The sequence below is a fragment of the Pandoraea fibrosis genome, assembly GCF_000807775.2.
GTDB lineage: Bacteria > Pseudomonadota > Gammaproteobacteria > Burkholderiales > Burkholderiaceae > Pandoraea > Pandoraea fibrosis.
Genome location: NZ_CP047385.1, coordinates 2,499,710 through 2,526,242, shown reverse-complemented (window position 1 = coordinate 2,526,242; position 26,533 = coordinate 2,499,710). Strand labels below are relative to the sequence as shown.

Below are 26,533 nucleotides of genomic sequence, written 5' to 3'. Positions count from 1 at the left end.
AGGAGAGCACGTTGCTGACCAAATTCTTCAAACTCGAGGAGCATGGCTCCAGTGTACGGACAGAAATGGTGGCAGGTCTTACGACCTTCCTGACCATGTCCTACATTATTTTCGTCAACCCCAACATCCTCGGCACGACCGGCATGGACAAGAGCGCCGTGTTCGTGGCGACGTGTCTTGCGGCCGCGATCGGCTCGGTGGTCATGGCGTTCGTCGCGAATTACCCGATCGGCATGGCGCCGGGCATGGGGCTGAACGCCTTCTTCGCCTTCACGGTCGTGGGCGCCATGGGCTACACATGGCAGCAGGCACTGGGGGCGGTGTTTATCTCCGGCTGTCTGTTCATCATCCTGACGGTGACAGGCATACGATCATGGCTGATTGCCGGGGTACCCAAATCGCTACGATGTGCGATTGCGGCCGGTATCGGGCTGTTCCTCGCGATCATCGCACTCGGTAATGCCGGTGTGGTCGTGGCAAACCCGGCAACGAAAATCGGTCTGGGTGACCTCCACTCGCCGCAAGCATTGCTGGCGATCTTCGGCTTCTTCCTGATCGCCGTGCTCGACGCCCTGCGCGTTCGTGGCGCCATCCTGATCGGCATTCTGGTGGTGACGGTACTCTCGATGGTGCTGGGCCTGAACCAGTTCCAGGGTGTCTTCGCGATGCCCCCGAGCCTGGCCCCGACGTTCCTGCAACTCGACATTCCGGGCGCACTGCACGCCGGTTTCGTTCACGTGATTCTGGCGTTCGTGCTGGTAGAAGTGTTCGACGCGACGGGCACGCTGATGGGCGTGGCGAAACGCGCCGGCCTGCTCGAAGGCACGCATTACAAGGGCCTGGGACGCGCACTTTTCGCCGATTCGATCGCGATTTTCATCGGCTCGCTGCTGGGTACGAGCAGCACGACCGCCTACGTGGAAAGCGCGTCGGGCGTTCAGGCCGGCGGCCGCACGGGCCTCACCGCGCTCACGATCGCCGTACTCTTCATCCTCGCGCTGTTCATCGCACCGCTGGCCGGGTCGGTCCCCGCTTACGCAGCCGCCCCGGCGCTGCTCTATGTCGCCGGTCTGATGCTGCGCGAACTGCTCGACGTGGAATGGGACGACATTACGGAAGCGACGCCGGCCGCACTGACCGCGCTGGCCATGCCGTTCACGTACTCGATCGCCACGGGTCTGGCCTTCGGCTTCATCTCCTACGCCGTGCTCAAGCTGTTCACGGGCCGCGCGAAGGAAGTTCACCCGGCCGCCTGGGTGATCGCTGTCCTCTTCGTGCTGAAGTACGTGTTCTTCCCGGGCTGATCGGTTCGACAGACTCGACACCCCGCTGACAAAACGGCCCGCCGGAGGGATTCCCCGGCGGGCCGTTTCACTTTTCGAGGCAACGAAGCGACGACGCAACGGATGACAGCGAGTCGCCCTTGCGCGAACTTACGCCTTCGCCATCGAAATCAATGCGGCCAGACTCGCGCGATGCTGCCCCTGCGCATCGAAGTTCTCAGGCGACAACCATTGCTCGAATCCACGGCTGATCGCCGGCCATTCGCCATCGGTAATCGAGAACCACGCGGTGTCACGGCTACGGCCCCGGTACACAATCGCCTGACGGAATATGCCCTCGAAGGTGAAACCGTAACGCGCCGCCGCTCTGCGCGACGGAGCATTCAACGAATCGCATTTCCACTCGTAACGGCGATACCCCAACTCGTCGAAAGCACGACGCATCAACAAGTATTGCGCCTCGGTTCCCGCACGCGTGCGCTTGAGCAACGGGGAATACGCGACGTGGCCGACTTCGACCACACCGTTCGCCGCATCGATGCGCATGAGCGCCAACGTCCCCACCGCCTTGCCCGTCTCCCGATCAATGATCGCGTGATGCAACGGATCCGTCGATGCAGACAACTTGGTCGCATACGCATAGTAGCTATCGAAGTCCGGGAACGGGCCACCACTCATGTACGTCCAGTCGCGACCGTCGGCAGCACTCGCATATGCCTCGTACAACTCCCTGGCATGACGCTCCACATCCAACGGCTCGACCCGGCAGTATCTCCCCTCTATCGGCGTGCGCGGCGGTTGCGCACGCGGCTTCCAGTCCGGCAGCGCAGGGCCAATGGGTTGTTCGTATTCGTTGAAGTTCAATGCTTCGGTCATGTCCTTCGTTCTCCGGAAATGCGATCCCTATTTCGCTCATGATGCTCAAAGTAGCGCTTCGGTGGTACGATTAAAAGCACCATCATTCGAGAATTTCATGGTGCCACTGTTCGCGCGAAACCCCTCCTCGCAAGCCAGACCGGAGCCCCCTTCCGCCACTCAGACAGTGACCCAACTCGCAGCGGAAGGGGGCCCCGGTCCGGCCTCACACGCCCTCGGTGCTGCCTGAACACCCACCAGGCTATTTTCTCTCCCTCTATTTCGTCCGTCGCCATGACTATCGCCCCGAAAGGCCGCACCGCCACCCACGATCACTCGCCGGAAAACGTCGCCGCACTCTTCGATAGCCCCCTCGCCGTGGGCCCCGGACGCAGCACGTCACTCCAAAAACAACTCCTCTCCCGACTCAAACACGCCATTCTCGAAGGACGCCTGCCCGCCGGTGCCCGGCTTCCCGCCTCCCGCACGCTCGCCGAAGACCTCGCCGTCTCCCGTAATACGGTCTCGATCGTCTACGATCAACTCGCCGCAGAAGGCTTTATCGTCCCCCATCGACTCGGCACCCGCGTCGCACAACTCTCGCTCGATCCACACTTCGCCGCCGAAGCCGCCAAGCAAAAGGCAGAAGCGCTCACGTTGCCCCCTGCGCTGGACGAACCGGCCACGACACCCGCCGCCTCTCGGCGCATTCAACGTCTGCCATCCACCCGGCACGCCGCACGCGCCGACGAAACACCCCTTCCATTCACGCCAGGGGTGCCCGCGCTCACTCGCTTCCCCGCCAGTACCTGGCGTCGCACGCTCGAACGTGTCATGCGCGAAGCCCAGCCACGGCACTACCACTACGGCGACCCGCTGGGGGAGCCCGCACTGCGCGACGCCATCGCCGGTCACCTCCGCATCTCTCGCGGCGTGCGCTGCGATGCCTCGCAAGTGGTCATCACGGAAGGTGCGCACGAAGCTCTGATTCTCTGCGTGCGTCTACTGACCGATCCGGGCGATACGGTCTGGATGGAAGACCCCGGCTATCGCGGCGCCAAAGCCGCGTTTCATTCGAGCGATGTGCGCCTGCAAGCGCTGCGCGTCGACGACGAAGGGATTGTGATTCCGGAAGGTCTTTGGGAGACGTCGCCACCGCGACTGGTGTATGTCACGCCCTCGCATCAATATCCACTGGGCAGTGTGCTGTCGGCATCGCGCCGTCTCGACCTGATCGCTCAAGCCCGGCGTCACGGCACATGGATTCTCGAAGACGATTACGACAGCGAGTTTCGCCATCAGGGCGAACCCATCGCCGCCATGCAAGGCATGGTGCCGGAGAGCCCGGTCGTCTATGTGGGGACGTTCAGCAAAACGATGTTTCCCGCGCTGCGTCTCGGCTTCCTGATTCTGCCGACAGCACTCGCCACACAAGCGCGCGACGCGCTCGACGAACTCCTGCGCGGCGGTCACCGCTTCGAGCAACTCGCCTTGGCCGATTTCATCCGGAGTGGTCAGTTCGCGCGACATCTGGGCCGCATGCGGCGCCTGTATCGGGAACGTCAGACCGCATTGCGCGATGCGCTGGCCCGGTATTTCGACCCGGCGTATGCGGTGATCGGGGAGCGCTGCGGCCTGCATCTGACGGTACGGCTCGACCCCGCATTCCCCGACAAGGCCATCGTGGCCGCTGCGCAACGCGAAGGCATCGGCCCCCGCGCCCTGTCGAGCTTTGCACTCGACCCGCAACCCACGGACAACGGCCTCGTGATCGGCTACGGCGATACCGACGCTTCGCGTATCCCCGGCCTGATCAAGCGGCTGGCCGCCATCGTGGCAACACAGAAGCGGACGGCAGGTTGATCGCGCCGCCGCAAGGTATGACGCCTAGGCCGTCTGCACGACTTTCTTCTCGGCTTCGCGTGCCTGTGCTGCCCTCGCCATCCACAGCGTCAGCAAGACTGCCGCAACGGCGGCGATTGCCGCGCACAGGTAGACCTCGGCATAGCCGTAAGCCCCGACGATCAGACCCGCTACCGGCCCCGTCACGCCAAGCGCCACGTCGAGAAACACGGAGTACGCGCCCAGTGCCGCACCACGGTTCTGTGCGGGCACGAGGTTGACGGCTGCTACGCCCAGCGACGGAAACACCAGCGAGAAACCTGCCCCCGAGAGCGCCGCGCCCAGCAGCGCCGTGAAGCCTGTCGGCGCAATGCCCAGCACGATCAGGCCAAACGCTTCGAGCGCGAACGACACCATCGCGACACGGTAGCCGCCGAAGCGTCCGATGCTGCTGCCAAGCAACAACCGCACGCCCATGAAGCACAAGCCGAACGCCGTCAGCGCCAGCGCGGCGTTGTCCCAGTGATGGCTTGCGTAGTAAAGGGTGATGAAGGTGGAAATGGCGCCAAAGCCGATCGAGCCCAGCGCGAGGCCCATGCCAAACGGCAACACGCGGCCGAGCACCGCACGGAATGCGAGGCGTTCGCCATGGATTACAGATGTCGCACGCTTCATACGCGCGAGCAGCAACCCCACCACGCCGGACAGCGCAATCGCGCCGCCCAGCGCTTCGATGCCATAGGTATTGTCGAGCGCAACGCCCAGCGGCGCGCCCAGTGCCAGCGCGCCGTAGGTCGCCACACCATTCCACGAGATGACGCGCGCGGTATGCGACGGCCCGACCTGACCAATGCCCCACATGATCGCGCCCGTCGACACCCAACTCTCACCGAAACCCAACACGAGACGCCCGAGAATCAGGCTGAGCAGCGACAGCCACGCTACGCCGGAAAACACGCCAGCCAGCGCCACGAGCAAGCCGGACGCGCCGCACGCGACCAGTCCGCACAGCACCGTGCGCTTGGGTCCCCAGGCATCGGCCGTGCGACCGGCGTAAGGGCGCGAGAGCAGCGTCGCCAGATATTGAACACTGATGGCCAGGCCGGCCACGACCGAGCTGTAAGCCAGATCCACATGCACGAACGACGGCAATACCGCGAGCGGCAAACCGATCGTCAGATAGCAAAGGAACGTGAAGAACACGGTGGAGACGATTTGCAGCGTCGTGGCGAACTGACCGTTCGCAGGGCGGGTGTCGTTGGGCATTGCGCAGGGGATCAGGAATCGACGAAACCCCAGGACGCGCCATCCCGCGCGACGGGCAAGCATTCGCGCGAGTCAGTTCAATCCTAGGGTTTTCCCGGATCATACGCCGTTTCGCGTCTTTTGTGTAAACGCTTAATAAAGGTTGGCGAGCCGGGTTTTCGGCTAGCGATGGGCCGCGCTCGCCAGTACCCGGTCACGCTCGGCCGCCCCTTCGCGCAGCAACGGGATCAGCGTCTGACCGTACTCCACGGTGTCGTCGAGCAGATTCCAGCCGCGAATGTAGAAGGCGCTCACGCCAATGTCGTAATAACGGAGATAGGCCTGCGCCACTTGCTCCGGGGTGCCGACCAACGCCGAGGTCGAGCCGCCTGCCCCGAGCAGACGCGTGTATTTGAGCCAGAGACGCTCGTCCGCGATGTCCTGCTCCTGCGCCACGGCGTTGAGGCGCTTCGCACCGACGGAGCTACGCACCGGCGACGAAAAGCGCGGCCCCTCGGCTTTCGCAGCAGCTTCCAGCTCCCGGCGCGATGTCTCGAAGATGTGCTCGGCGCGCTCCCACGCCTCCGATTCGGTCGCCCCCAGAATCGGCCGCTGCGACACGCTGAAACGCACCTGCCGTCCATGTCGCGCCGCCTCTGCCTGGACGCGCTCGACGAACGCCTGCGTCGGTGCAAGCGGCTCGCCCCAGAGCATGTAGATGTCGGCATGCTTCGCCCCCACTCGCACCGCCCCATCCGATGCCCCCGCGAACGATAACCTGATCGAATCGGGATGATGTGGCTTGACTGCCGAAAACGCACCGTCGACACGGTAGAAGTCCCCCTGATGCGCGAATGGCGACGGCTCGCGCCACACGCGTTTGAGGACATCGAGATACTCGTCGGTTCGCGCGTAACGTGCGTCGTGCGGTACGTCGTCACCATCACGACGCTGATCCGCTTCGTCGCCACCGGTGATGATGTGCAACGCCACGCGCCCTGCCCCGGCCAGACGCTCCAATGTGAGCGCCTGACGCGCCGCCAGCGTCGGTTGTGTGAAGCCGGGACGATGCGCCACGAGTGCGCCGAGACGCGACGTTTGATACAGAACATAAGCGGCAATCTGGAACGCGTCGGGACGCCACGACTCGTGACCGATCAGCACGCGGTCGTAGCCCGCCTGCTCATGGGCACGCGCAAGCGCCGCAATGTATTCCGGTTCAAAGGCACTGGCGCCGCGCAATCCGGTGGTCTCGGTGACACGGCTGTGCGATACGGTGCCGAGGATCTCGATGGGCATGACAGGGTATCCGTAAATCAGTCGCTACCGGCGTGACCTCGCGCCACGCCGGGAATCGTTTCACGCACTCACGCAGCGGTGCGCGTGTGTTCGATCTGGCCCTGAATCGTTTGCGGATTGATCAGGAAGTTGTAGATCGGGCACGTGCGCTCGACCGCTTCATGCAGTGCAGCGATCTGCTCTCGCGACGCCGGCGACTCGATATGCGCCGTGTAGCGCACATTGACCGGATAGACGGGCACGTCCTCGAATCCCGGTTGACCGCCCCGATGATCGATGTTGGCCGTGACCTCGACATTGATGGTATCGAGCGGCACGTCCTGCAGCGCGGCCTGCGTCAGAAAGATGTGCGTGAGGCAGGTGCCCAGCACCCCAAGTTGCATCTCCTGCGAACCCGGCCCCAGCGAATGGCCGGCCAGTTCGGGCCCGCTGTCGAAGATGATCTGGAAGTCGCGCACACGAATTCGACGCACACCGGTGCGCCCTTCCGCTGTGACGCGCGCGCTCAACTGCGCCGGTTGCGAACCGTCGTCGCGGATCTTGTTTCGCCAACTCGTCACGGCGCCTTTCTTTTGCAGCAGATATTCACGCAAGTTGCTCACGGAGACCTCGTCTTCTACGTCGATGGAATGGATGGGAGGAATGGCACGAAGGCCACGGAAGCTGACGACGTCATCAGGCCGTCGCACGCGCGGCAGCCGCCGCCAATACGGTGTTGAAGCGGGCATCGAAAACGGAACGCACCTCTACCGGCCGCGCGATGATGCCGAGCGACGCGAAGCGATCGGCCTCCTGCTGCACGGTGGCGATGAGCGCGTCGTCGATGGGCGTGAATTGCCCGCCTGTGCGGCTTGCCGCGAGCGCAGCGGCGTCAGGCGACAAACGCGCGGTTTCCGTCTGTTTGCCAGCCCATGCCTGCGGATGCGTTCGCACCCAGTCGGCGGCGGTCTGTGCCCGCACGAGATAGTCCTGTAGCGCAGCGCGCCGGGCGCTGTCGTCGAGCACGGATTTGCTTGCAAACTGGAAAGAGTAGGACAGCCGTTGCGGTGTCGCGAGAATGCGCGCGCCATATTGACGCTGGGCAATCGCGGCATTCGGATCCCAGATGCCCCACGCATCGACCTTGCCGCTGATCAGCCCGGCCAGACCGTCGGCAGGTGTCAGATAGACGGGCTCGATATCCTGCCAGCGCAACCCCGCCTGTTCGATGATCGACACGAGACTGTTGTGAAAGCCCGAGCCGCGAAACACCGCCACGCGCTTGCCTTTGAGTTCGCTGACCTGATGCAGCGGCGAATCGCCGCGCACCAGCAGCGCGCCATACAGGCCATTGTTCTGCGCCCCCACCACGAAGGCATTGCCCGGGCGCGCCGCAATCGCGAGCGTGGGCGTATCGCCGCCGGAGAAGACATCGATATGTCCGCCAAGCAACGCCTCGAGTGCCGGCGGCGCCGCATCGAAGCTCGCCCATTCGATGCGATACGGCAGGTCGCGCAATGCCCCAGCGATCTGAAGTTGAACGTCCGGCCCCAGGCGGCTCGCCAGACCGACGCGCAGCGTCACCCCGGCGGGGATCGCCTGCGCGGCGCCGGACTCGTCACGGGAATAGGCAGGAAAAGAAGCGACTAGCGGCGGCAGACCAAACGCGGCAGCGCCCGCCAGACGAAGCGTGCGGGAAAGAAAACGTCTACGACCCACGGGGGTGTCCTCTGCGGTAAAAAAGCGAAATCCGCGTCGATTACACCACCCGTGCCGCCCTCGCCCAACCAATCATTCGCCACAAGGAATTGCGCTCACGCCGCATATGCAATCCCGTCGAATCACCGCATGCTTCGATCGCCGATAGCTGCGCGACACCGTACCGCACGTCACTCGCCACGCGTCAGCGTCCGACCTCCGCCAACGCCTTCAGGCTGACCGAGAGCATGGCGAGATCCGCATTGCCCACGGCCACCTGATCGGCAAGCACGCGGTGATAACGCGCCAACGCTTCCGCATGCGTGCGCTGCCACCCGGCGACCAATTGACCCGCCGGACTCTGATCGCTGACGTCGCCGGCATCGACGTCAGGCCGCTCGCCACCCTCGAGCACGCTCGCCGTCAGACGTCGCCTGAGCACCGATAACTCTTCGAGCAACGTAGCCCGCGCGAGCCGCTGCCAATGGGTCTGCATCGGCAGGCCCAGCACACCGCTATGCAACCAGCCGTAACCAAGCGGCGTATCGAGCGCGAAGTACACCTGCGCGGCAAGCGCCGGCTCACGCCCGCTGGTGCTGGCGACCTCGGCGATATCGAGCAGCGCGACCCGTGCGCCAATGCCCGCTGCGGTTTGCGCAAGCGATGTCGGCACCCCGGCATCGATCATCGCCTGGGATTTGACGCGCGCGTCGTCGGCCGCCTCGCCGCTGACCAGCGTGTCGAGCGTCGGCAGAATCGGATCGAGCACACTGCGCAACCGCTCGACGGTCTGCGGCACATCGGTCAGGCGCCGGCGCAGGAACCACAATGTCGCCTGCTCGTGCCACTGCGCGATGGCCGTAAAGAGCGACGCCTGTGTCTCGTGCGAGACCCGTGCGTCGAGCGCATCGACCTCGCGCCACAGCGCGTCGAGACGGTAGGCGCCGCGCGCGGCCAGACTGGCCCGCACAACGTCGGCCGGCTCCGCGCCCGTCTCCTCGCTCAGCCGATGCACAAACGTCACCCCCGCCCGGTTGACGAGCGCATTGGCGTGCATGGTGGCGAGAATTTCTCGTTTCAGCGGATGCCGCAGCATCGCCGCACCACACCGACTTGCCAACGGCGTGGGGAAGTACGACGGCAATCCCTCGGCAACGAAACCGGCATCGGGCAGATCGCTCGCCAACAATACGTCGTAGAGCCACATCTTGCTGTAGGCCATGAGCACCGCCCGCTCGGGCGACGTCAGACCCGCGCCCGCCGCGCGCCGCGCATCGAGGGCGTCGTCGTCGGGCAGGAACTCGATGGCGCGCACCAGCCGCTGGGCGCGTTCGAGATAGCGCATGAAGCGCGCATCGCCGTCGAGCGCCGCGGCGGCGCGCAGGCGTCCCAGCGACAGCGCCTGCGTTTGCAGATAGTTGTCGCGCAGCACGAGCGTGCCGACCTCTTCCGTCATTTCCGCGAGCAACGTATTGCGCTGCTTGAGCGTCATTTCGCCATCGGTCACCACCAGACCGAGCAGAATCTTGATGTTGACCTCGTGATCGGAACAATCGACGCCCGCCGAATTGTCGATGGCATCCGTATTGATACGCCCGCCGTGCTGCGCGTACTCGATGCGCCCAAGTTGCGTCAGTCCGAGATTGCCGCCTTCGGCGACCACCTTGCAGCGCAGCTCCGCGCCATTCACTCGCAAACCGTCGTTGGCGCGATCGCCCACCTGCGCGTGCGTCTCGGTGCTCGCCTTCACATAGGTCCCGATGCCGCCGTTGTAGAGCAGATCGACCGGCGCCTTCAACAGCGCGCGCAGCAGATCGGTCGGTGGCAATTCGGTGGCCTCGGTGCCGATCAACTCGCGCACCTGCGGCGAAAGCGCGATGGTCTTGGCCGTGCGCGGGAATACGCCGCCGCCCTCGGAGATGAGACGGGTGTCGTAGTCGGCCCAACTGGAGCGCGGCAGTTGGAACATGCGCTCGCGCTCGGCGAATGACGCTGCCGCATCGGGGTTCGGGTCGAGGAAGATGTGGCGATGGTCGAACGCCGCTACCAGGCGAATGTGCTTCGAGAGCAGCATGCCGTTGCCGAAGACGTCGCCCGACATGTCGCCGATGCCGACCACCGTGAAGTCCTGCGACTGGGTGTCGACCCCCATCTCGCTGAAGTGACGCTTCACCGACTCCCACGCGCCGCGCGCGGTAATGGCCATCTTCTTGTGGTCGTAGCCGACCGATCCCCCCGAGGCAAAGGCGTCGCCAAGCCAGAAGCCGTACTCCGCCGAAATGGCATTGGCGTAATCGGAGAACGTGGCCGTGCCCTTGTCGGCCGCAACGACAAGATAGGGATCGTCGCCGTCGATGCGCACGGTCTTCGGTGGCGGCACCAGTTGGCCGTCGACATAGTTGTCGGTCAGATCCAGCAGGCCGCGCAGGAATGTCTGGTAGCACGCCACGCCCTCGGCCAGATACGCATCGCGATCCCCCGGCGACGGCGGCTGCTTCACCACGAAGCCGCCCTTCGAACCGACCGGCACGATCACGGTGTTCTTCACCATCTGCGCCTTCACGAGACCCAGCACCTCGGTGCGGAAGTCTTCGCGACGATCCGACCAGCGCAGGCCGCCGCGTGCCACGCGTCCGCCACGCAGGTGCACCCCCTCCACTCGCGGCGAATACACCCAGATCTCGAACATCGGCTTCGGCTCGGGCAGGCCCGGCACCTTCGACGGATCGAACTTGAAGGAGAGGTAAGTCTTCTGGGTGACGCCGTCCTTGTCCGTCTGGAAGTAGTTGGTGCGCAACGTCGCTTCGAGCACGCCGAGGAATTGGCGCAGGATACGGTCCTCGTCGAGATTGGGAACGTCTTCGAGCGCCGCGTGAATTTGCGCGCGCAGCCGTTCTGCCTGCGACGTGCGCACTTCCTCGCCCAGCGCCGGATCGAAGCGCGCGAGGAACAAGCGCACGAGCATGCCCGCAATCGACGGATTCCCGGTCAGCGCACTCTCGATGTACGCGTTGCTGAATGTCGAGCCGACCTGACGAATGTACTTCGCATACGCCCGAAGAATGCGCACCTCGCGCCACGTGAGCCCGGCTTGCAGCACCAGACGATTGAGATCGTCATTCTCGACGTCGCCCGCCCAGATACGCGCGAAGGCGTCTTCGAAACGGGTGCGTGCGTGTTCCAGATCGACGTCCGCGCCATCCAGACTCGTCATGCCGAAGTCGTGCATCCAGACGACGCCCGCGTCGGCGGGCTCGATCCGGTAGGGGCGCTCGTCGTTCACCCGCACCCCGAGGTGTTCGAGCATCGGCAGGCTGCGCGAGAGCGCGATAGGCTCGCCCGCCTGATAGATCTTGAAGCGCAACGTCCCTGACGGGGCTTCGAGCGGCCGGTAAAGCTGCATGGCGAGCGGCGTGGCCCCCGCTGGTGCGGTGTGCACTGGCGCGGCTTGCGTCGCTTGATCGAGTAACGGTTCGATCAGCTCGACGTCGCGCACCGCCACGCGCGCGGCGTAATCCTCGCGATACCCGGCGGGGAATGCCTGCGCATAGCGCCGCAGCGCGCGCGTGCCCCGCTCCTCACCCAACTGCTCACGCAGTGCGTCGGACAGATCGTCCTGCCAGCGACGTGTCGTCTCGACAATGCGGGCTTCGAGTTCGTTCACATCGACCTCGGGTACGTGCCCCGGCTCGGTGCGCACGGTGATGTGAATGCGCGCGAGCATCGACTCGGAGAGCTGCGGTGTGAACTCAACGCTCGTGCCGTGATAGGCCGCCTGCAACAGGTTCTGCACACGCACACGCAGATCGGTGTTGAACTTCTCGCGCGGGACAAACACCAGACAGGACACGAAACGGTCGAAGCGGTCGCGTCGCACGAACAGGCGCGTGCGCTGACGCTCCTGCAAGCGCAGAATGCCCAGCGCAATATCGGCCAGTTGATCGACGTCGATCTGAAAGAGTTCGTCGCGCGGATACTGTTCGAGAATGGTGGCGAGTGTCTTGGCCAGATGCCCGTTCGGCAGGAACCCGGTGCGCCCGATCACTTCGGCGACCTTGCGGCGCACCAAGGGAATTTCGTCGGCCGGCACCATGTAGACAGTCGACGTGTACAGGCCCAGGAAACGACGCTCCCCGCACACGCGCCCCTGTGCGTCGAAACGCTTGACGCCCACGTAGTCGAGATAACCGGGACGATGCACGCTGGCTCGCGAATTCGCCTTCGTCAGAAAGATCGGCGCGCTTTCCTGAACGATGCCGATGGCCCCAGGCGACAGACGGGTGATGTCGGGAGTACTGGCGTCGCGTCGCGCTTCCCGAAGTACCCCCAGACCGGTGCCTGCCACGCCTTGCAGGTAATGCTCGCCGTCGCGCTCGACCAATTCATAGTCGCGATAGCCGAGGAAAGTGAAATGGCGAGCCAGCATCCAGTCGAGGAACGCCTGCGCCTCGTCGATCTCGGCCCGCTCCTGCTGGCTCACGCCCTTGTGCGCGGCACGCTGCGCGAGGGCTTCGATGGCCGCGTGAGCCGCCGCCTGCATCGCACGCCAGTCTTCGACGGCGGCGCGCACGTCGCCCAGCGCGCGTTTCAGGCCATCCGCCAGCGCCTGAATCCGCTCAGGCTCGGAAAACCGGTCGACTTCGATGTGGATATACGATTCGAAACGGCTGCCGTCGGCCGTGGTGTCGCCGCCGTTCTGCGTCGCTGCCCCCGCCTCGCCGGCCGCGCTGCCTCCGCCCGACGCCAGCAGCGCCCCGACGTTGCTCCCGGCATTCGCGCCCGAGCGCTCGCCCGCAGAGGCCGGGCGCACCAGCCCCCCGCCGGGCGCCACGGCGAGACGCTTGCCCGCCGCGTCGCGCTTGATGCGGTAGACCGGGTGAAAGGCGGAATGCAGGGCGAGCCCCTGCCGGTTGATCTCCATCGTCACCGAATCGACAAGAAACGGCATGTCGTCGTTGACGATCTCGATGACCGTATGGCTGCAATGCCAGCCGTGCTGATCGAGCGTGGGGTTATAGATGCGGATGCGAGGCTCGCCGGAGACGAACTTCTGGCCAAGTTGCCAGTGCGCCATCGCCGCACCATAAAGATCGGCGACACTGCGCGAGACAACATCCTCGGCATCGGCCAGACCGTAGTAATGTCGCACGAACGGTTCGAACAGCGCGGCCACCTCCGGCGCACGCTCCCCGGCCATCGTGACGACTTCCGCCATGTGCTGGCGGACTTTCTCTTCCGAATTCGCGGGCATGGGCAACCTCAAGCGGGAATGGACGAGACATCGACAGGCAAAGCCATGCTACGCCCGGGGCCCCGGGCTGGCAACGGCGTGAACCCTGAGCCCCGCCCTGGCCCGACCCGACCGGTATAATTGCGCATGAACTCAAAAGCCACCGAATCGCGCAACGACAGCGCCCCCTTCTCGAGCCTGCCGCTCTCGCCTGCCATGCAGGAGAACCTCGCACGGCTCGGTTACGTCTCGATGACGCCCATCCAGCAGGCGTCCTTGCCGGACATCCTCGCCGGCCACGACATCATCGCGCAGGCCAAGACCGGCAGCGGCAAGACCGCCGCCTTCTCTCTGGGCGTGCTCCAGCAAGTCGATGCCCGCGACTTCGCCGTGCAGGCCGCTGTGCTTTGCCCCACGCGCGAACTCGCCGAACAGGTCGCACAGGAAGTGCGACGCATCGCACGCGCCGAAGACAACATCAAGGTCCTCACGCTGTGCGGCGGCTCGCCGCTGCGTCCGCAGGCGGAAAGCCTGGCCCACGGCGCCCACGTGATCGTCGGCACACCGGGACGCATCATGGACCACCTGGAGCGCGGCACGCTTTCGCTCGCCAACATCAAGACGCTGGTGCTCGACGAAGCCGACCGGATGCTCGACATGGGCTTTTTCGACGACATCGCCACCGTTGCGCGTCAAACGCCCGCCTCGCGCCAGACACTGCTCTTCTCCGCCACTTATCCGGAAGGCATCGCCAAGCTCGCCCAACGCCTGCTGCGCACGCCGCGCGAAATTCGTCTGGAAGAGAAGCACGACGCGAGCAAGATTCGTCAGCGCTTCTATGAAGTGAGCGAAAACGAGCGTTTGCATGCCGTCGGCCAACTGCTGGACCATTTCCGCCCGGTCAGCACCATCGCGTTCTGCAATACCCGGGCACAATGCCGGGATCTGACCGACGTGCTGCGCGCCGAGGGCTTTCACGCGTTGATGCTGCACGGCGATCTGGAGCAGCGCGAGCGCGATCTGGTGCTGATCCAGTTCGCCAATCGCAGTTGCTCGGTACTCGTGGCGACCGACGTGGCCGCGCGCGGGCTGGACATCGCGCAACTCGAAGCGGTGATCAACGTCGACGTGACGCCCGACCCCGAGGTGTACGTCCACCGCATCGGCCGCACGGGCCGTGCCGACGAGGACGGCTGGGCGTTCAGTCTGGCCAGCATGAACGAGATGGGACGCGTGGGCAATATCGAAGCCGCGCTGGGCCACGAAGTGCCGTGGCACAAGCTCTCGGAACTCACGCCGTCGGGTAGCGCACACCTGCTGCCACCGATGGTCACGCTTCAGATGCTGGGCGGCAAGAAGGACAAGATTCGTCCGGGCGACGTACTCGGCGCGCTCACCGGCGAGGCCGGCTTTGCGGCGGCCCAGATCGGCAAGATCAACGTGCTCGAGAACTTCACGTATATTGCTGTGGACCGCGACATCGCGCCAACCGCGCTGCGCAAGCTGGCAGATGGCCGTGTCAAAGGCCGCAAGGTCAAGGTAAGATTCCTGCAGGATTAACGTTTGTCGCCATCCGGGTTCGTCGAGACCCGGATCGTCCCCTGAGCGCCACGCGCGACATGGAGGCTGCAATGAGGTCACTGCGTACCCTGTGGTTCTCCCGTGTCGTGCGCTTTGCACGCCTTACCCGGCGCTCGGCATTCATGGCGCTGGCCGTCGGCTGGCTGGCCGCGTGCAGCACCAAGGGCGTTCCGCCCAACCCCGCCCTCACCGAAGACACCCTCGACGAGTACGCCATCGTCATCGTCGGCCTCGACACGCCACTGCAAAGCACCTGGGGCCCGTGGAATTATTCGGAGTTCTCGCAGACGGTCAATGGCATCGTCGGCGGCAAAGTCACCCGCACCCTCAACAGCAATCCGCCCACGCGCGGCTTCGTCGCCATGCGTGTCTCGCCGCTCATGCGCAACGAGCGCTTCGGGCCGATGGAATTTACCCCCGCCGACAACAGCTATCGCTTCCGCTATTGCAAGGGCCGCAAGGTGCCGACCGTGCAGGTTCGCCGGGGTGACGTGATCTACGCGGGCACCCTGGTGCTCGACAGCCATGACGGCAAGATCTGGCTACGCACCGAATTCGACATGGCTGGCGCGCGACGCTTCGTGCAGGCGAACTACCCCTCACTCGCCGACAAGCTTCAGGCGCAACCTTTTCGCGACTTTGAAGTGAAAAGCGAGCCGAGCTGCCGCTGAGTCGGCCCGGCTGGGCTAGCCCTCGTCGGCATCGTCGCCCGGCGTCAACACGATCTCCCGCCCCTCGCACAACGCCTCGGCGCGCTCGCTGAGTTCGCTCGCAACGTCGGCCAGATGCCGGCGCAATGTGTCCGCGAGCACGGACTCCGGCTGGTGTGCCGGGCGCAACATCTCGACCGGAAACTCAATCGCCGGCGCCACCCGATACAGTCGCTGCGTCTGCACATGCGCACTCGCCGCCGTGAATTGATCGAGCAACGCATAGCCCAGACCATGCTCGACGAGCGCCGCCGCGAGCGAGTACGTCTGCACCATCAGTTCGGCATCCTGCAATAACGCGGTCTGATCGAGACGTTCGTTGATCAACGCGCCGAGCGGCGTGTCGTCGTGCAGTTTGATGAGATCGCGCCCGACGAGCGCGTCGGCACTTGCCGGGCCACGACGCGAGAGCTTCGGCCACGACGCGGGCACGGCCAGCACGATATGCCCTTGCGCCACCGGCCGGCTCACAATGCCCGCCGCCATCGGCGGAGCCGAGACGATGCCGACATCGACCGACGACGTCAGGATGGCGGTAATCGTCTCGGTGGTGTGATGCGTGATCAGTTCGAAGACAACATCCGGATGGGCACGACGCATGCGCTCGATAGCGGCGGGCAAGAGGCTCTGCGCGAGACTCGGTGTCGCCGCGATGCGCAGATGGCCCACGCCATGCTGGCGCAGGTTGCGCGACGTGGTGCGCAGGCGTTCCAGATCGCTGAAGATGCGCTCGACGTCGGGATACAGACGGCGTGCTTCCGCTGTCGGCACGAGCCGGCCCTTGATGCGGTCGAACAGCTTGAAGCCCAGTTGCTGCTCGGCGTGCTGCAACACGCGCGACACGACGGGCTGCGATACGTTAAGCAACTGCGCCGCGCCGCTGGCCGAGCCGGTCAGCACGACTGCGCGAAACGTTTCGATATGCCGCAATTTCATGCCTGACGTCGTCCCCCTGTCCCGAATGCCGGATCGACAGTCACGCCGACCCTATAGCTAAAAGACATATGCTGCCTCAAATCCGCATAGGTTACCGAATTTTCTCGCTCTACACTGCGTAGCAGAGGTGGTGTAGAAAGCCCGCCGCGAGGCCCCCCGTCCTCCCGCCCGGAATATTTTCCGCCTTGCTTTCTTTCGCGTTTTTCGTTGTTATTCATCGTCATGCATATTGGAGTCATCGGGGCGGGCATCGTCGGCCTCGCCAGCGCGTATCAGTTGCTTCGCGCAGGCCATGAGGTCACCGTCATCGACGCCGGACGCGGTCCGGGCCTCGGGACGAGTTTCGCCAATGGTGGCCAGTTGAGTTACGGCTATGTGTCGCCGCTCGCCGCCCCCGGCGTTCTCTCGCAACTGCCTTCGCTGCTGTTTTCACGCACGGGGCCGCTGCGCATCAGACCGTCGTTCGATCCGGACTTCTGGCGCTGGTCGATCGAGTTCGTCAAACATTGCAACGCACCGGCCAACGCCAGTTCCACGTTGCGCCTGCTCTCGCTCGGCCTGCACAGCCGCGAGGTGATGCTGGAATTTCTTGCGCAGGAGTCGGTGTCGTTCGACTATCGCCTGAGCGGCAAACTCGTGGTGTATCGCGATGCCAACAAACTGGCCGCGGCCGAACGTTCGCTGGAACTCGCCAATGGTCTCGGTTACGCGCAACGGCGTGTCGACGCCGCGACGTGCGCCACGCTGGAACCCGCGCTGGGCAAGATCGCCGGCGAACTGGCGGGCGGCATTCATACGCCCGGCGAAGGCACTGGCGATTGTCAGTTGCTGTGCAAGGAACTGGCGCGGCTCGTTGGCGCGCACGCTGGCGGCACGCTGCTGTTCGAGCGCGAAGTCACCGGCTTCGACGTGCGCGGTGGCAGCGTGCAAGCGATTCGCACCCGCACAGGCGACGTGACGGTCGACGCCTGCGTTGTCGCCAACGGGCTGGCCGCCATGCCATTGCTGCGCACGGTCGGCGAGTCGGTGTCGCTGTATCCGCTCAAGGGTTACAGCCTGACGTATCGCAACGCGCCGCTCGACGCCCGACCGCAGGTGTCGGTGACCGACGCGGACAATAAGGTTGTCTATGCCAGCCTCGGCGAGCATCTTCGTGTGGCAGGCATTGCCGATCTGGTGGGTTACGACTATCGCATCGCGGCACACCGCATCGATGCCTTGCGCACCCTGTCGGCGGGATTGTTCCCCGCGCTAGGGAGCGCCCATGCGCCACTGGAGTGGACAGGCATGCGCCCGGCCACGCCGCACGGTCGTCCGATCCTCGGACGTGCGGGCAAGCTGGGCAATCTGTGGCTGAACGTGGGCCACGGCGGATTGGGTTTCACCTTGTCGATGGGTGCGGCGCGCGTTATTGCCGACGCCATCGACGGCAAACGTCCCGCAGTCGATCTCGCAGGGTTTGCCCGGCTGGCCGGGTGACCTCCCGTGGCCGACCATAGCGGGCCACCCGGGTCGAAGGCCTCGATGTCGAAGCAGGACAAGGCAGAACGAGGCAGGACGCGGAGTTTCAGGGCATCACTCCCACGGGGATCGTCGGGAGCCAGTGTCGGGTTGTATCAGTGTTTTTGGCGTTTGATATTCCAACGGCGCGGACCACCGTGCCATCACTTCCGATAGGACAGAGACCATGAAGAAGCTGTTTGCTCCCCTGCTGCTCGTCAGCGCTGCTGCCGCCTTGTTCGCGCACACCGCGAGCGCACAGGAACTGACGGGCACGCTCAAGAAGATCAAGGACACCGGCGTGATCGCTCTCGGGGTGCGCGAGTCGTCGATTCCCTTCTCGTACACGGACAATACCGGCAAGACGATCGGCTACTCGCAGGAAATCGCGCTCAAGATCGTCGACGCGGTCAAGAAAGACCTGAACCTGCCGAACCTGAAGGTGACGGAAACGCCGATCACCTCGCAGAACCGTATCGCGCTGATGCAGAACGGCACAATCGATCTGGAGTGCGGCTCGACCACGCATACGTTCGAGCGCGCAAAGCAAGTGGGCTTCTCGCACAACATCTTCCTGTACTCGATCAAGATGATCGCCAAGTCGGGTTCGGGCATCACCGACCTGAACAGCCTGAAGGGCAAGACCATCGCGACAACCGCCGGCACGACGGCCGACCGCATTCTGTCGGGCAAGAAGGGCGAGATCGGCTTTAACCTGATCCAGACGAAGGAACACTCGGATGGCTTCCTGACCGTCAAGCAAGGCCGTGCCGTGGCCTTCGTGATGGACGAGCCGCTGCTGTACGGCCAACGCGCCGCACTGCCGGCCGATGAAGCCAAGGGTTACGAAGTCGTCGGCCCGAACCTTCAGTTTGAAAACTACGCGTGCATGCTGCGCCGCGATGACCCGGCCTTCACCAAGGTCGTGAACACGGTCATCGCCGACATGGAGAAGTCCGGCGAAATGGAGAAGCTGTACAACAAGTGGTTCACGCAACCGGTTCCGCCGAAGAACCAGAACATGAACTACCCGATGACGCCTGAAATGCGCGCCATGTTCAAGGATCCGATCACCAAGGCTTACGACTGATCCTGACGGGCTGTACGCGGTGCGGGGGCCACAGTCCCCGCACCGCGTGCGATCCGCGATCCACACGTATCCGCTGCCCCCCGATTGCCATCATCATGAATTCGCACGCCACGCTCGGCATCCTCGGCGGCATGGGCCCCGCCGCCGGCATCGACCTCTGCCGCAAGATCGTCGATCAACACCCGGCCAACCGCGACCAGGATCACATCCCGTTCATCCTGTACTCGGTTCCCCAGATTCCCGACCGCACCGAAGCCCTGCTGCGAGACGGCGCCTCCCCGCTCGACGGCATGCTCGACGGCGTACATGCCCTTGAACAATCCGGCGTCGGCTGCATCGCCATCGCCTGCAATACCGCCCATGCCTGGCTCGAAGCCTTGCGCCATGGCACCCGGCTACCGGTGCTCGACGTGGTCGAAGCCGTCGCCGGCGAGTTGTCCACCTGCGTCGCCCCGGGCGCCCCCATTGGCCTGATGGCCACCGAAGGCACGCACCACGCCAACGTCTACCGTCCCCGACTCGAAGCGCTGGGCTACCGTTTCGTTCAGGCGGCTGAACCGCTCGCCCACCAGGCGCTGGTGAACGAAGGTATCCGGCTCACGAAGGCCGGCGACATTCGTCGCGGCGGTGAAGCGCTCGCCATGGCGATGGAGTCACTGCTCGCCGCCGGCGCGCAACGCGTCATTCTCGGTTGCACCGAAATCCCGGTGGCTCTCGCGACCTGCGAAACCCCGCTGGGACGCTTCGGCCTGGACGCCTCGGCGGCTTTGGCTCGCGCCTGCATCGCGTGGTCGCTGGCCCACGAGCGCCCGGCCCAAGCCTGAACCGGCCGTCAGCGCCGATCGACGGCTATCGACAGCGCAACGCTTAGCAGTGGTTGGCAGTCGTAATAAGTGGCCGCCGATGTCCCCGCCCGAGCGACACGCCACCGTCGAGTTTTGCCATGACGGTGGCGATGTTGCATCGCAATGATAAAAATCCACGATTGCCGCCTCCGCAAGCGCCTTGCGCTTGGGTAGACTGGCGCTCGCAGGAGAATCGCACCGAACGGTGTAACGGTGGGCAAAAGGTCCGAGGCATGGGCGTTTCAGAGCAAATATCGGTCAAACGCCAACGGCCATGCAGGAAAAATTCCCGATTGTCTTGTCAGAAAAAAACCCACACGGGAAAACCTGTGGAAAGCGGCATGAAACGAGGATTGGGGCTACCAAAATCGCTGGCGTCTTTAGCTATAATGGCCCACAATCCATCGGACACCTGCCGGACCACGGTCCGGCCATGAGCGCGTTTGCCTGAACGGGGAAGCAAATGAGCGGCAGCGCGCTCGACGTGATGCATGCACAGACAACAACAATGAGTTCAGATCGACTCCCAGCCGGTGTGCCTTTGGTCGAACCTTCGACCGTGGCACCGGCCATCGCCGAGGGCAGCCCCCCGGCGCCGGCGCCCGCACTATCCCGGGCGCTGGTCGAGCTGACCGGCGGACTCTCGGCACATGTCGCTGCCGACGGCCGCTTCCTTTTCATTGCCGAAGCCTCCCTGCGTCTGCTCGAGTACTCGCGTGAGTACCTCGACCACGCCACGCTCTTCGAGCTGACCAGCATCGAAGACGTGCCGATGCTGCAAGACGCCTTCTCCGCCGCCCAGACCCTCGGTCCTCAGCAGTGCACGATTCGCCTGTTGCGCGGTCTGACCGACCGGATCTGGATGCGTTTGCGCATTGCACAATACACGCCGCGTATCGCCGGTGCGAATGCATCTTTCGTCGTGCATGGCGAAGACATTACCGCCTTCAAGGAAAACGAAGCGCGTCTGTCCGATCTGGCCGTGCGCGATGCGGTGACCGGGCTGGGCAATCGTCAGTACATTCAGCAGTGCATCGTCGAAGCCATTCAACACGCCCGTGAAGGCGGTCCGAACTTCGCCGTCGCCTTGCTCGATCTGGACGGCTTCAAGAAGGTGAACGATTCGCTCGGCCACGATGTGGGCGATCAGCTCCTGCGCGATGCGGGTCAACGCCTGATCGCACAGATTCGTGAGACGGACATGGCCGCGCGCATGGGCGGCGACGAATTCGTACTGATCCTGCCCGGCTGCGACAACGAACAGGCGCTCGCCGGGATCATGAAGCGTCTGCTGTCAGCCGTGCAGCAACCGTTCCAGGTCGGCGATCAGTTGCTGCACCTGACGACGAGCATCGGCGTGTCGTTTTTTCCGCAACATGGCGACTCGGCCGGCCTGCTCATCAAGCATGCCGACGCCGCCATGTACTGTGCCAAGGATCGCGGCCGCAACGGGTTGTTCGTCTATACGGACGATCTGGGCGACCTGCACCGTAAGGCGTTCTCGTTGGAATCGGCCATGTTCGAGGCGATTCACAACGGCGAATTCAGCTTGCACTACCAACCGATCTGCGACCCGATCTCGCTGAACGTGAAGGGTGTCGAGGCGCTCATGCGCTGGCACCCCGCGCTCGGCCCGGTGTCGCCGGCCGAATTCATTCCGCTGGCCGAAGCCAATGGCCTGATCAACCTGCTGGGCGGCTGGGCATTGCGCGCCGCCTGCATGCAACTCGCGCGCTGGGATCGCACCCGGCTCGACGGGCTGTACATGTCGGTCAACGTCTCGGCGCAGCAATTTCACCATCCGTCGTTCCCCAGCCTCGTGTGGCAAGCGATTGCCGACTCGGGCGTGGAAGGTCACCGGCTGGTGCTCGAAATTACGGAAAGCGTGCTCATGCGCGACCCGGAGCAGGCCAATCTGGTCCTGCGCGAGTTGCAGACACTGGGCGTGCGTTTCGCCGTCGACGATTTCGGTGCGGGCTACTCGAGCCTGGGATATCTCAAACGATTCCCGCTCTCCGCGCTCAAAATCGACCGCAGCTTCGTGAAAGACATGCCGACGTCACCGAACGACCGCACGATTGTGACTGCCGTTCTGGGGTTGGCGCGCGAGCTGGGCCTGTCGGCTGTCGCCGAAGGGGTCGAGACGGAAGAACAACGGCAGATGCTGATTGATCGCGGCTGCCATTCCATCCAGGGCTGGCTGGTATCGAAAGCCCTGCCTGCGGGAGAACTCGAGGCGGCCTTTGCGAGCGGGCGTCTCAATGTGGATGCCGGCCACTGACCGATATCCCCGCTACCATGAGTCTTACCAAAGAAAAAACGCTCGAATTACTATGGCAGCGCATGGCCGAGCGCGGCGACTTCCCGTCGCTGCAACGCTCGGTCACGGGCATTGTGTCCGCCATGCAAAGCGAGAACACGAGCACGGCCGATCTCGCGTCGTCGGTACTCTCCGACTTTGCCCTCACCCAGAAAGTGATCCGCCTGGCCAACTCCGCCATGTATGCGCCGTTCGGCTGCAACGTGACGACGGTCTCGCGCGCGATCATGATTCTGGGCGTCGATACGATCGGTCACCTCGCCCTGAGCCTGAAGCTGCTCGAGGGTTTCGGCGAGGTTGCCGCTCGTCGCGACGACATGGCCCGCGAACTGGCCCGCGCCACGCTGGCCGGCGCCTTTGCGCGCGACATCACGGCGAAGAACGGTATCCGCGACGGCGAAGAAGCGGTCGTTTGCACGTTGCTGCACCATGTGGCGCGACTGCTCGTGACCTATTGCTTCCCGAACGAATGGGTGGAAATTCAGGCCATTGCGGCCGCACAGGGCATCAGCGACAGCGACGCCTGCGAACAGGTGTTGAGCCTCTCGTTCCCTGAACTGGCGGAAGCTGCGGCCCGCAAGTGGGGACTGCCCGAGTCGATTGCGACGAGCATGCGCCCGATCGATCTGGAAGGCGACGCCCCGCTCTCGCACGCCGACTGGCTGTGCGCCGTGGCGAACATGTCCAACGAGATGGTCACGGAACTCACGCGCGGGGCCGACCCGGCGCGGCTTGCCGAACTGGCCGAGCGTTATGCCGACCGTCTCGCGCTGGACATCAGCGAGGTCGTTTCCGTGGGCGAAGAGATGGCGCGAGACACGAGCCATCAGGAATTCATCGCCATCAGCACCGGGGCATCGAACACGCGTCAACCGCCGGCAGGCAAGCCGCTGGACTCGGCACGGCGTCTGGCCGACGGTCTCTCGGAAGTGCGTGCCGCGACTGGCGAAACCGATGCCGTCGGGTTGCTCAACCTGACGCTCGAGGCAATTCTTCAGTCGCTGGGCTTCGTCAATTGCGCGGCGTTTGTGCGCGCACCGGCAGGCAAGGTGTTCGAAATGCGCTTCGGCATCGGACGCGACGTGCAGCCGCTGCTCGGCCTGACGTTTCCCGAAGCCTTCGAGCCCGACGTCTTCCATCTGGCGCTGACCAACGGCCGTGCCATTCTGATCGACAACGCCCGCGAGCCACGCATCGTGCCGCGTATTCCGCTGTGGCACCGCCAGCACTTCTCGAACGTGAAGTCGTTCTTCCTGCTGCCGGTTCGCCAGCGTAACCAGACCGTGGCACTGCTCTACGGCGACTGGGGCGGCGCATTGTGCGCGGGCGGCATCGGCGCCAAGGAAATGGAGTTCCTGCACCATATGGGCGAAGAGATCTCCAGCAAGCTGGAGAGCGTGGCGCAACAAAACGCCAGCACCGGCAATACCGGTGACTCGCTCGCCCGTCGGCCGTCTGGCTCGACCGGCACGACTGGCACACGCTAAGTCGTAAGTCATCACGCGTCGCCCGCCCGCCGATGTCCGGTGGCTGGGCGACGACCGACCCGGCGTTCGTCCGGGCTTCGCATGCCATTCGCTCCCGCCTCTCCCATCGTGACCGATAGCGGGCACATGTTTCGTCGTGTCCGGTGGATCGTCGTCGTTTTCGTCCCGATGCCTTCGCTGTGACAAGTCCTCTCGCCCTCGCTCGGGAGGCACGCATGTGTCTCCGCGATTCATACGTCAAACACAATCTTTAGTATTTCGGATTCGATATGATCCTTCGCGGCGCGCTCGAATGCATCGCAATGCGCAGGACGATTCGAGCGTCGCCGGCCTGCGAGGGTGACGTCTCGCGAACGAGTGCTCCATGGCGTTTCTCTATATGGCGTAAGGCTTTCGAGGAACTCGGCCACAGCGGCTCGCTAGGGCGTAACATGTCGCGATACCGCAGTTTTCCACTATTACGGCAGATCGGTCATCGCTCACGGCGGCGATGTCGTCGACCCGACGGCTTTTTGACTGCACTCGCTGCGCCCCGGTAAAAAATTTACGCTCAGCTTCGCCATGTAAATCAAATCGTACCGTTGGATCAGGAGAAGACATGACGCAATCTGCTGCTGTGCCGGTGCATCCGGTCGACGAGCGCCTGCCGCTCCCCAAGTTGTTCACGCTGGGATTGCAACACGTGCTGGTGATGTATGCGGGGGCGGTGGCGGTGCCGCTGATCGTCGGCGGCGCACTCAAGATGTCGGTCGATCAGATCGCCTTCCTGATCAACGCGGATCTCTTCGCCTGCGGGATCGCGACCTTGATCCAGACGCTCGGCCTCTGGATCTTCGGCTTGCGTCTGCCGATCATGATGGGGGTCACCTTCACCGCCGTCACACCGATGATCGCCATCGGCACGAATCCGGATCTCGGACTGCTCGACATCTATGGCGCGACCATCGCGGCCGGCATCATCGGCATTCTGATCGCACCATTCATCGGGAAGCTGTTACGGCTCTTCCCGCCGGTGGTCACGGGCACCGTCATCACGGTGATCGGCATCTCGCTCATGGGCGTGGGCATCAACTGGGCGGCGGGCGGCTTCGGCAATCCCGACTACGGCAACCCGCTCTATCTGGGGGTGTCGTTCGCGGTACTGCTTTGCATTCTGTTCATCACCAAGTACGTGCGCGGCTTCTTCTCCAACATCGCGGTACTGCTGGGCATTCTTTTCGGCACGATCGTGGCGATTGCACTGGGCAAAGTGTCGTTTGCGGGCGTGTCCGAGGCAGCGTGGTTCGGCTTCGTCATGCCGTTCCATTTCGGCGTGCCGCGCTTCGATCCGATCGCCATAGCGACGATGACGCTGGTCATGCTCGTGACGTTCATCGAATCGACCGGTATGTTCCTCGCGGTGGGCGACATCGTCGGGCGTCCGGTCGATCAGAAGACGCTGGTGCGGGGGTTGCGCGTCGACGGACTGGGTACGGTGATCGGTGGCATTTTCAACACGTTCCCCTACACCTCGTTCTCGCAGAACGTGGGGCTGGTCGGTGTGACCGGCGTGAAAAGCCGCTGGGTGTGCGCGATGGGTGGCCTGATTCTGATTGTGCTTGGCATGTTCCCCAAGGTCGCGCACGTGGTGGCATCGGTGCCGCAGTTCGTGCTCGGGGGCGCCGGCATCGTGATGTTCGGTATGGTGACGGCCACGGGGGTGAAGATTCTCTCGACGGTGGATCTCTCGAAGAATCGCTACAACCTGTACATCATTGCGATCAGCATTGGGGTAGGGATGATTCCGGTGGCCTCGGACAAGTTCTTCATGAAGCTGCCGCACGCCCTTGCGCCGTTCTTCCACAGCGGGATTCTGCTCGCGTCGATCAGCGCGGTGCTGCTCAACGCCCACTTCAACGGTTTGCGAAGCGAGGAAGAAGCCAGCGCGCTGGCACAGGAGGCCGGCAAGCAGGCCGACGCCGCGCACTGATGCCGCGGCGGCATGGCGGCCAGGGCATGGGTCCGGCCGCCGTGCTATGCCCCGGCCATCACGCCACCGAGAGAATGTCCCGCGCGCGACGCTTGATCTCGCGCAACACGTCGACCATATTGGCACGCGCGATTTCTGCATCGTATTGATTTTGCAGGTTGAGCCAGCTTTGCGCATCGACACCGAAGAACGCGCCAAGACGCAAAGCCGTATCGACGGTGATCGCGCGCTTGCCGAGTACGATTTCGTTGATGCGGCGGGGCGGCACCTCGATGGCTTTCGCCAACGCGTATTGAGAAATTCCCATCGGGCCCAGCCACTCCTGCGCGAGAATCTCGCCGGGGGTTGCGAGCGGTACTTGTCGGGTCATGACTGTCCTCCGTCGATCGTTAGCAGAATCAGCAGACATATCGGAACGCGCCCAAACACCCGATCAGTGGTAGTCCACGATCTCAACGTCAGAGGCGTTGCCCGCATCGAAGCGAAAGCACAAACGCCATTGATCGTTGATCCGAATGCTGTACTGCCCCAGACGCGTGCCTCGGAGCGCTTCAAGCCGATTGCCCGGTGGCGCGCGCAAGAAGCCGAGTGTCGCGGCCGCGTGCAATTGCTGAAGCTTGCGCATGGCGACCCGTTCGACTGCGCGCCAGCGCATCACCCTGCA

General features: G+C 64.0%; 19 protein-coding genes. 10 read left to right on the top strand and 9 right to left on the bottom strand.

Annotated features, from left to right (window positions below):
- Positions 1-11 precede the first annotated feature (11 nt).
- Complete coding sequence (locus PI93_RS11325) at positions 12-1,304, top strand: NCS2 family permease (RefSeq protein ID WP_039367957.1); 1,293 nt, start codon at positions 12-14, stop codon at positions 1,302-1,304.
- Between the two features lie 129 nt (positions 1,305-1,433).
- Here the strand turns inward: PI93_RS11325 and PI93_RS11320 are convergent, their stop codons facing one another.
- Complete coding sequence (locus tag PI93_RS11320; protein WP_039367959.1) at positions 1,434-2,159, bottom strand: GNAT family N-acetyltransferase; 726 nt, start codon at positions 2,157-2,159, stop codon at positions 1,434-1,436.
- A gap of 273 nt (positions 2,160-2,432) precedes the next feature.
- On the opposite strand from PI93_RS11320, the gene pdxR reads away from it, so the two are divergent.
- On the top strand, positions 2,433-4,001 hold the full coding sequence (gene pdxR / locus PI93_RS11315) for a MocR-like pyridoxine biosynthesis transcription factor PdxR (RefSeq protein ID WP_052240514.1): 1,569 nt from the start codon (positions 2,433-2,435) through the stop codon (positions 3,999-4,001).
- Between the two features lie 24 nt (positions 4,002-4,025).
- On the opposite strand, the gene PI93_RS11310 is transcribed toward pdxR, so the two are convergent.
- The 5 genes from PI93_RS11310 to PI93_RS11290 form a co-directional block, all read right to left on the bottom strand.
- Entirely contained in the window at positions 4,026-5,246 is a 1,221-nt protein-coding gene (locus PI93_RS11310) for an MFS transporter (RefSeq protein ID WP_039367961.1), read from the bottom strand.
- A 162-nt stretch (positions 5,247-5,408) separates the two neighbouring features.
- A complete protein-coding gene (locus PI93_RS11305) occupies positions 5,409-6,524 on the bottom strand; it encodes an LLM class flavin-dependent oxidoreductase (protein ID WP_039367964.1) in 1,116 nt (371 codons plus the stop codon).
- A gap of 68 nt (positions 6,525-6,592) precedes the next feature.
- Positions 6,593-7,126 carry an OsmC family protein gene (locus PI93_RS11300; protein WP_039367967.1) on the bottom strand — a complete coding sequence of 178 codons (534 nt, stop codon included), beginning with the start codon at positions 7,124-7,126 and terminating at the stop codon, positions 6,593-6,595.
- Positions 7,127-7,199: 73 nt separating this feature from the next.
- Positions 7,200-8,222: a PhnD/SsuA/transferrin family substrate-binding protein gene (locus tag PI93_RS11295; RefSeq protein WP_052240515.1), complete on the bottom strand. Its 1,023-nt coding sequence runs from the start codon at positions 8,220-8,222 to the stop codon at positions 7,200-7,202.
- 184 nt (positions 8,223-8,406) lie between these two features.
- Positions 8,407-13,452: an NAD-glutamate dehydrogenase gene (locus tag PI93_RS11290; RefSeq protein ID WP_039367970.1), complete on the bottom strand. Its 5,046-nt coding sequence runs from the start codon at positions 13,450-13,452 to the stop codon at positions 8,407-8,409.
- Between the two features lie 126 nt (positions 13,453-13,578).
- Here PI93_RS11290 and dbpA point away from each other — a divergent pair, with 126 nt between their 5' ends.
- Positions 13,579-14,991 (top strand): ATP-dependent RNA helicase DbpA, encoded by a 1,413-nt coding sequence (gene dbpA, locus PI93_RS11285; protein WP_039367973.1) that lies wholly within the window; start codon positions 13,579-13,581, stop codon positions 14,989-14,991.
- 71 nt (positions 14,992-15,062) lie between these two features.
- Positions 15,063-15,683: a hypothetical protein gene (locus PI93_RS11280; RefSeq protein ID WP_039367976.1), complete on the top strand. Its 621-nt coding sequence runs from the start codon at positions 15,063-15,065 to the stop codon at positions 15,681-15,683.
- A gap of 15 nt (positions 15,684-15,698) precedes the next feature.
- On the opposite strand, the gene PI93_RS11275 is transcribed toward PI93_RS11280, so the two are convergent.
- Positions 15,699-16,658 (bottom strand): LysR family transcriptional regulator, encoded by a 960-nt coding sequence (locus PI93_RS11275; protein WP_039367979.1) that lies wholly within the window; start codon positions 16,656-16,658, stop codon positions 15,699-15,701.
- Between the two features lie 222 nt (positions 16,659-16,880).
- On the opposite strand from PI93_RS11275, the gene PI93_RS11270 reads away from it, so the two are divergent.
- The 6 genes from PI93_RS11270 to PI93_RS11245 all read left to right on the top strand — a co-directional run bounded on the left by PI93_RS11270 (position 16,881) and on the right by PI93_RS11245 (position 25,869).
- The gene (locus PI93_RS11270) at positions 16,881-18,137 is read left to right on the top strand and encodes a D-amino acid dehydrogenase (RefSeq protein ID WP_039368144.1); all 1,257 of its coding nucleotides are present in this window, start codon (positions 16,881-16,883) and stop codon (positions 18,135-18,137) included.
- Positions 18,138-18,345: 208 nt separating this feature from the next.
- Complete coding sequence (locus PI93_RS11265) at positions 18,346-19,248, top strand: transporter substrate-binding domain-containing protein (RefSeq protein WP_039367982.1); 903 nt, start codon at positions 18,346-18,348, stop codon at positions 19,246-19,248.
- A gap of 95 nt (positions 19,249-19,343) precedes the next feature.
- On the top strand, positions 19,344-20,072 hold the full coding sequence (gene cuyB, locus PI93_RS11260; protein WP_039367984.1) for a cysteate racemase: 729 nt from the start codon (positions 19,344-19,346) through the stop codon (positions 20,070-20,072).
- A 562-nt stretch (positions 20,073-20,634) separates the two neighbouring features.
- Positions 20,635-22,374: a putative bifunctional diguanylate cyclase/phosphodiesterase gene (locus PI93_RS11255; RefSeq protein ID WP_052240517.1), complete on the top strand. Its 1,740-nt coding sequence runs from the start codon at positions 20,635-20,637 to the stop codon at positions 22,372-22,374.
- 17 nt (positions 22,375-22,391) lie between these two features.
- Positions 22,392-23,900 (top strand): HDOD domain-containing protein, encoded by a 1,509-nt coding sequence (locus PI93_RS11250; RefSeq protein ID WP_080759091.1) that lies wholly within the window; start codon positions 22,392-22,394, stop codon positions 23,898-23,900.
- A 598-nt stretch (positions 23,901-24,498) separates the two neighbouring features.
- Positions 24,499-25,869 (top strand): nucleobase:cation symporter-2 family protein, encoded by a 1,371-nt coding sequence (locus tag PI93_RS11245; RefSeq protein ID WP_039367988.1) that lies wholly within the window; start codon positions 24,499-24,501, stop codon positions 25,867-25,869.
- Between the two features lie 58 nt (positions 25,870-25,927).
- On the opposite strand, the gene PI93_RS11240 is transcribed toward PI93_RS11245, so the two are convergent.
- Together PI93_RS11240 and PI93_RS11235 are read right to left on the bottom strand one after the other, a co-directional pair.
- Positions 25,928-26,239 carry a HigA family addiction module antitoxin gene (locus PI93_RS11240; RefSeq protein WP_039367990.1) on the bottom strand — a complete coding sequence of 104 codons (312 nt, stop codon included), beginning with the start codon at positions 26,237-26,239 and terminating at the stop codon, positions 25,928-25,930.
- A gap of 63 nt (positions 26,240-26,302) precedes the next feature.
- The gene (locus PI93_RS11235) at positions 26,303-26,524 is read right to left on the bottom strand and encodes a type II toxin-antitoxin system RelE/ParE family toxin (RefSeq protein WP_306439126.1); all 222 of its coding nucleotides are present in this window, start codon (positions 26,522-26,524) and stop codon (positions 26,303-26,305) included.
- Positions 26,525-26,533: the final 9 nt, after the last annotated feature.

Excerpts from the sequence above, each read along its gene's own strand:
- PI93_RS11320 (WP_039367959.1), bottom strand. The coding sequence starts at position 2,159 with ATGACCGAAGCATTGAACTTCAACGAATACGAACAACCCATTGGCCCT.
- pdxR (WP_052240514.1), top strand. The coding sequence starts at position 2,433 with ATGACTATCGCCCCGAAAGGCCGCACCGCCACCCACGATCACTCGCCG.
- PI93_RS11310 (WP_039367961.1), bottom strand. The coding sequence starts at position 5,246 with ATGCCCAACGACACCCGCCCTGCGAACGGTCAGTTCGCCACGACGCTG.
- PI93_RS11305 (WP_039367964.1), bottom strand. The coding sequence starts at position 6,524 with ATGCCCATCGAGATCCTCGGCACCGTATCGCACAGCCGTGTCACCGAG.
- PI93_RS11290 (WP_039367970.1), bottom strand. The coding sequence starts at position 13,452 with ATGCCCGCGAATTCGGAAGAGAAAGTCCGCCAGCACATGGCGGAAGTC.
- dbpA (WP_039367973.1), top strand. The coding sequence starts at position 13,579 with ATGAACTCAAAAGCCACCGAATCGCGCAACGACAGCGCCCCCTTCTCG.
- PI93_RS11280 (WP_039367976.1), top strand. The coding sequence starts at position 15,063 with ATGAGGTCACTGCGTACCCTGTGGTTCTCCCGTGTCGTGCGCTTTGCA.
- PI93_RS11275 (WP_039367979.1), bottom strand. The coding sequence starts at position 16,658 with ATGAAATTGCGGCATATCGAAACGTTTCGCGCAGTCGTGCTGACCGGC.
- PI93_RS11270 (WP_039368144.1), top strand. The coding sequence starts at position 16,881 with ATGCATATTGGAGTCATCGGGGCGGGCATCGTCGGCCTCGCCAGCGCG.
- PI93_RS11265 (WP_039367982.1), top strand. The coding sequence starts at position 18,346 with ATGAAGAAGCTGTTTGCTCCCCTGCTGCTCGTCAGCGCTGCTGCCGCC.
- cuyB (WP_039367984.1), top strand. The coding sequence starts at position 19,344 with ATGAATTCGCACGCCACGCTCGGCATCCTCGGCGGCATGGGCCCCGCC.
- PI93_RS11250 (WP_080759091.1), top strand. The coding sequence starts at position 22,392 with ATGAGTCTTACCAAAGAAAAAACGCTCGAATTACTATGGCAGCGCATG.
- PI93_RS11245 (WP_039367988.1), top strand. The coding sequence starts at position 24,499 with ATGACGCAATCTGCTGCTGTGCCGGTGCATCCGGTCGACGAGCGCCTG.
- PI93_RS11240 (WP_039367990.1), bottom strand. The coding sequence starts at position 26,239 with ATGACCCGACAAGTACCGCTCGCAACCCCCGGCGAGATTCTCGCGCAG.
- PI93_RS11235 (WP_306439126.1), bottom strand. The coding sequence starts at position 26,524 with ATGCGCTGGCGCGCAGTCGAACGGGTCGCCATGCGCAAGCTTCAGCAA.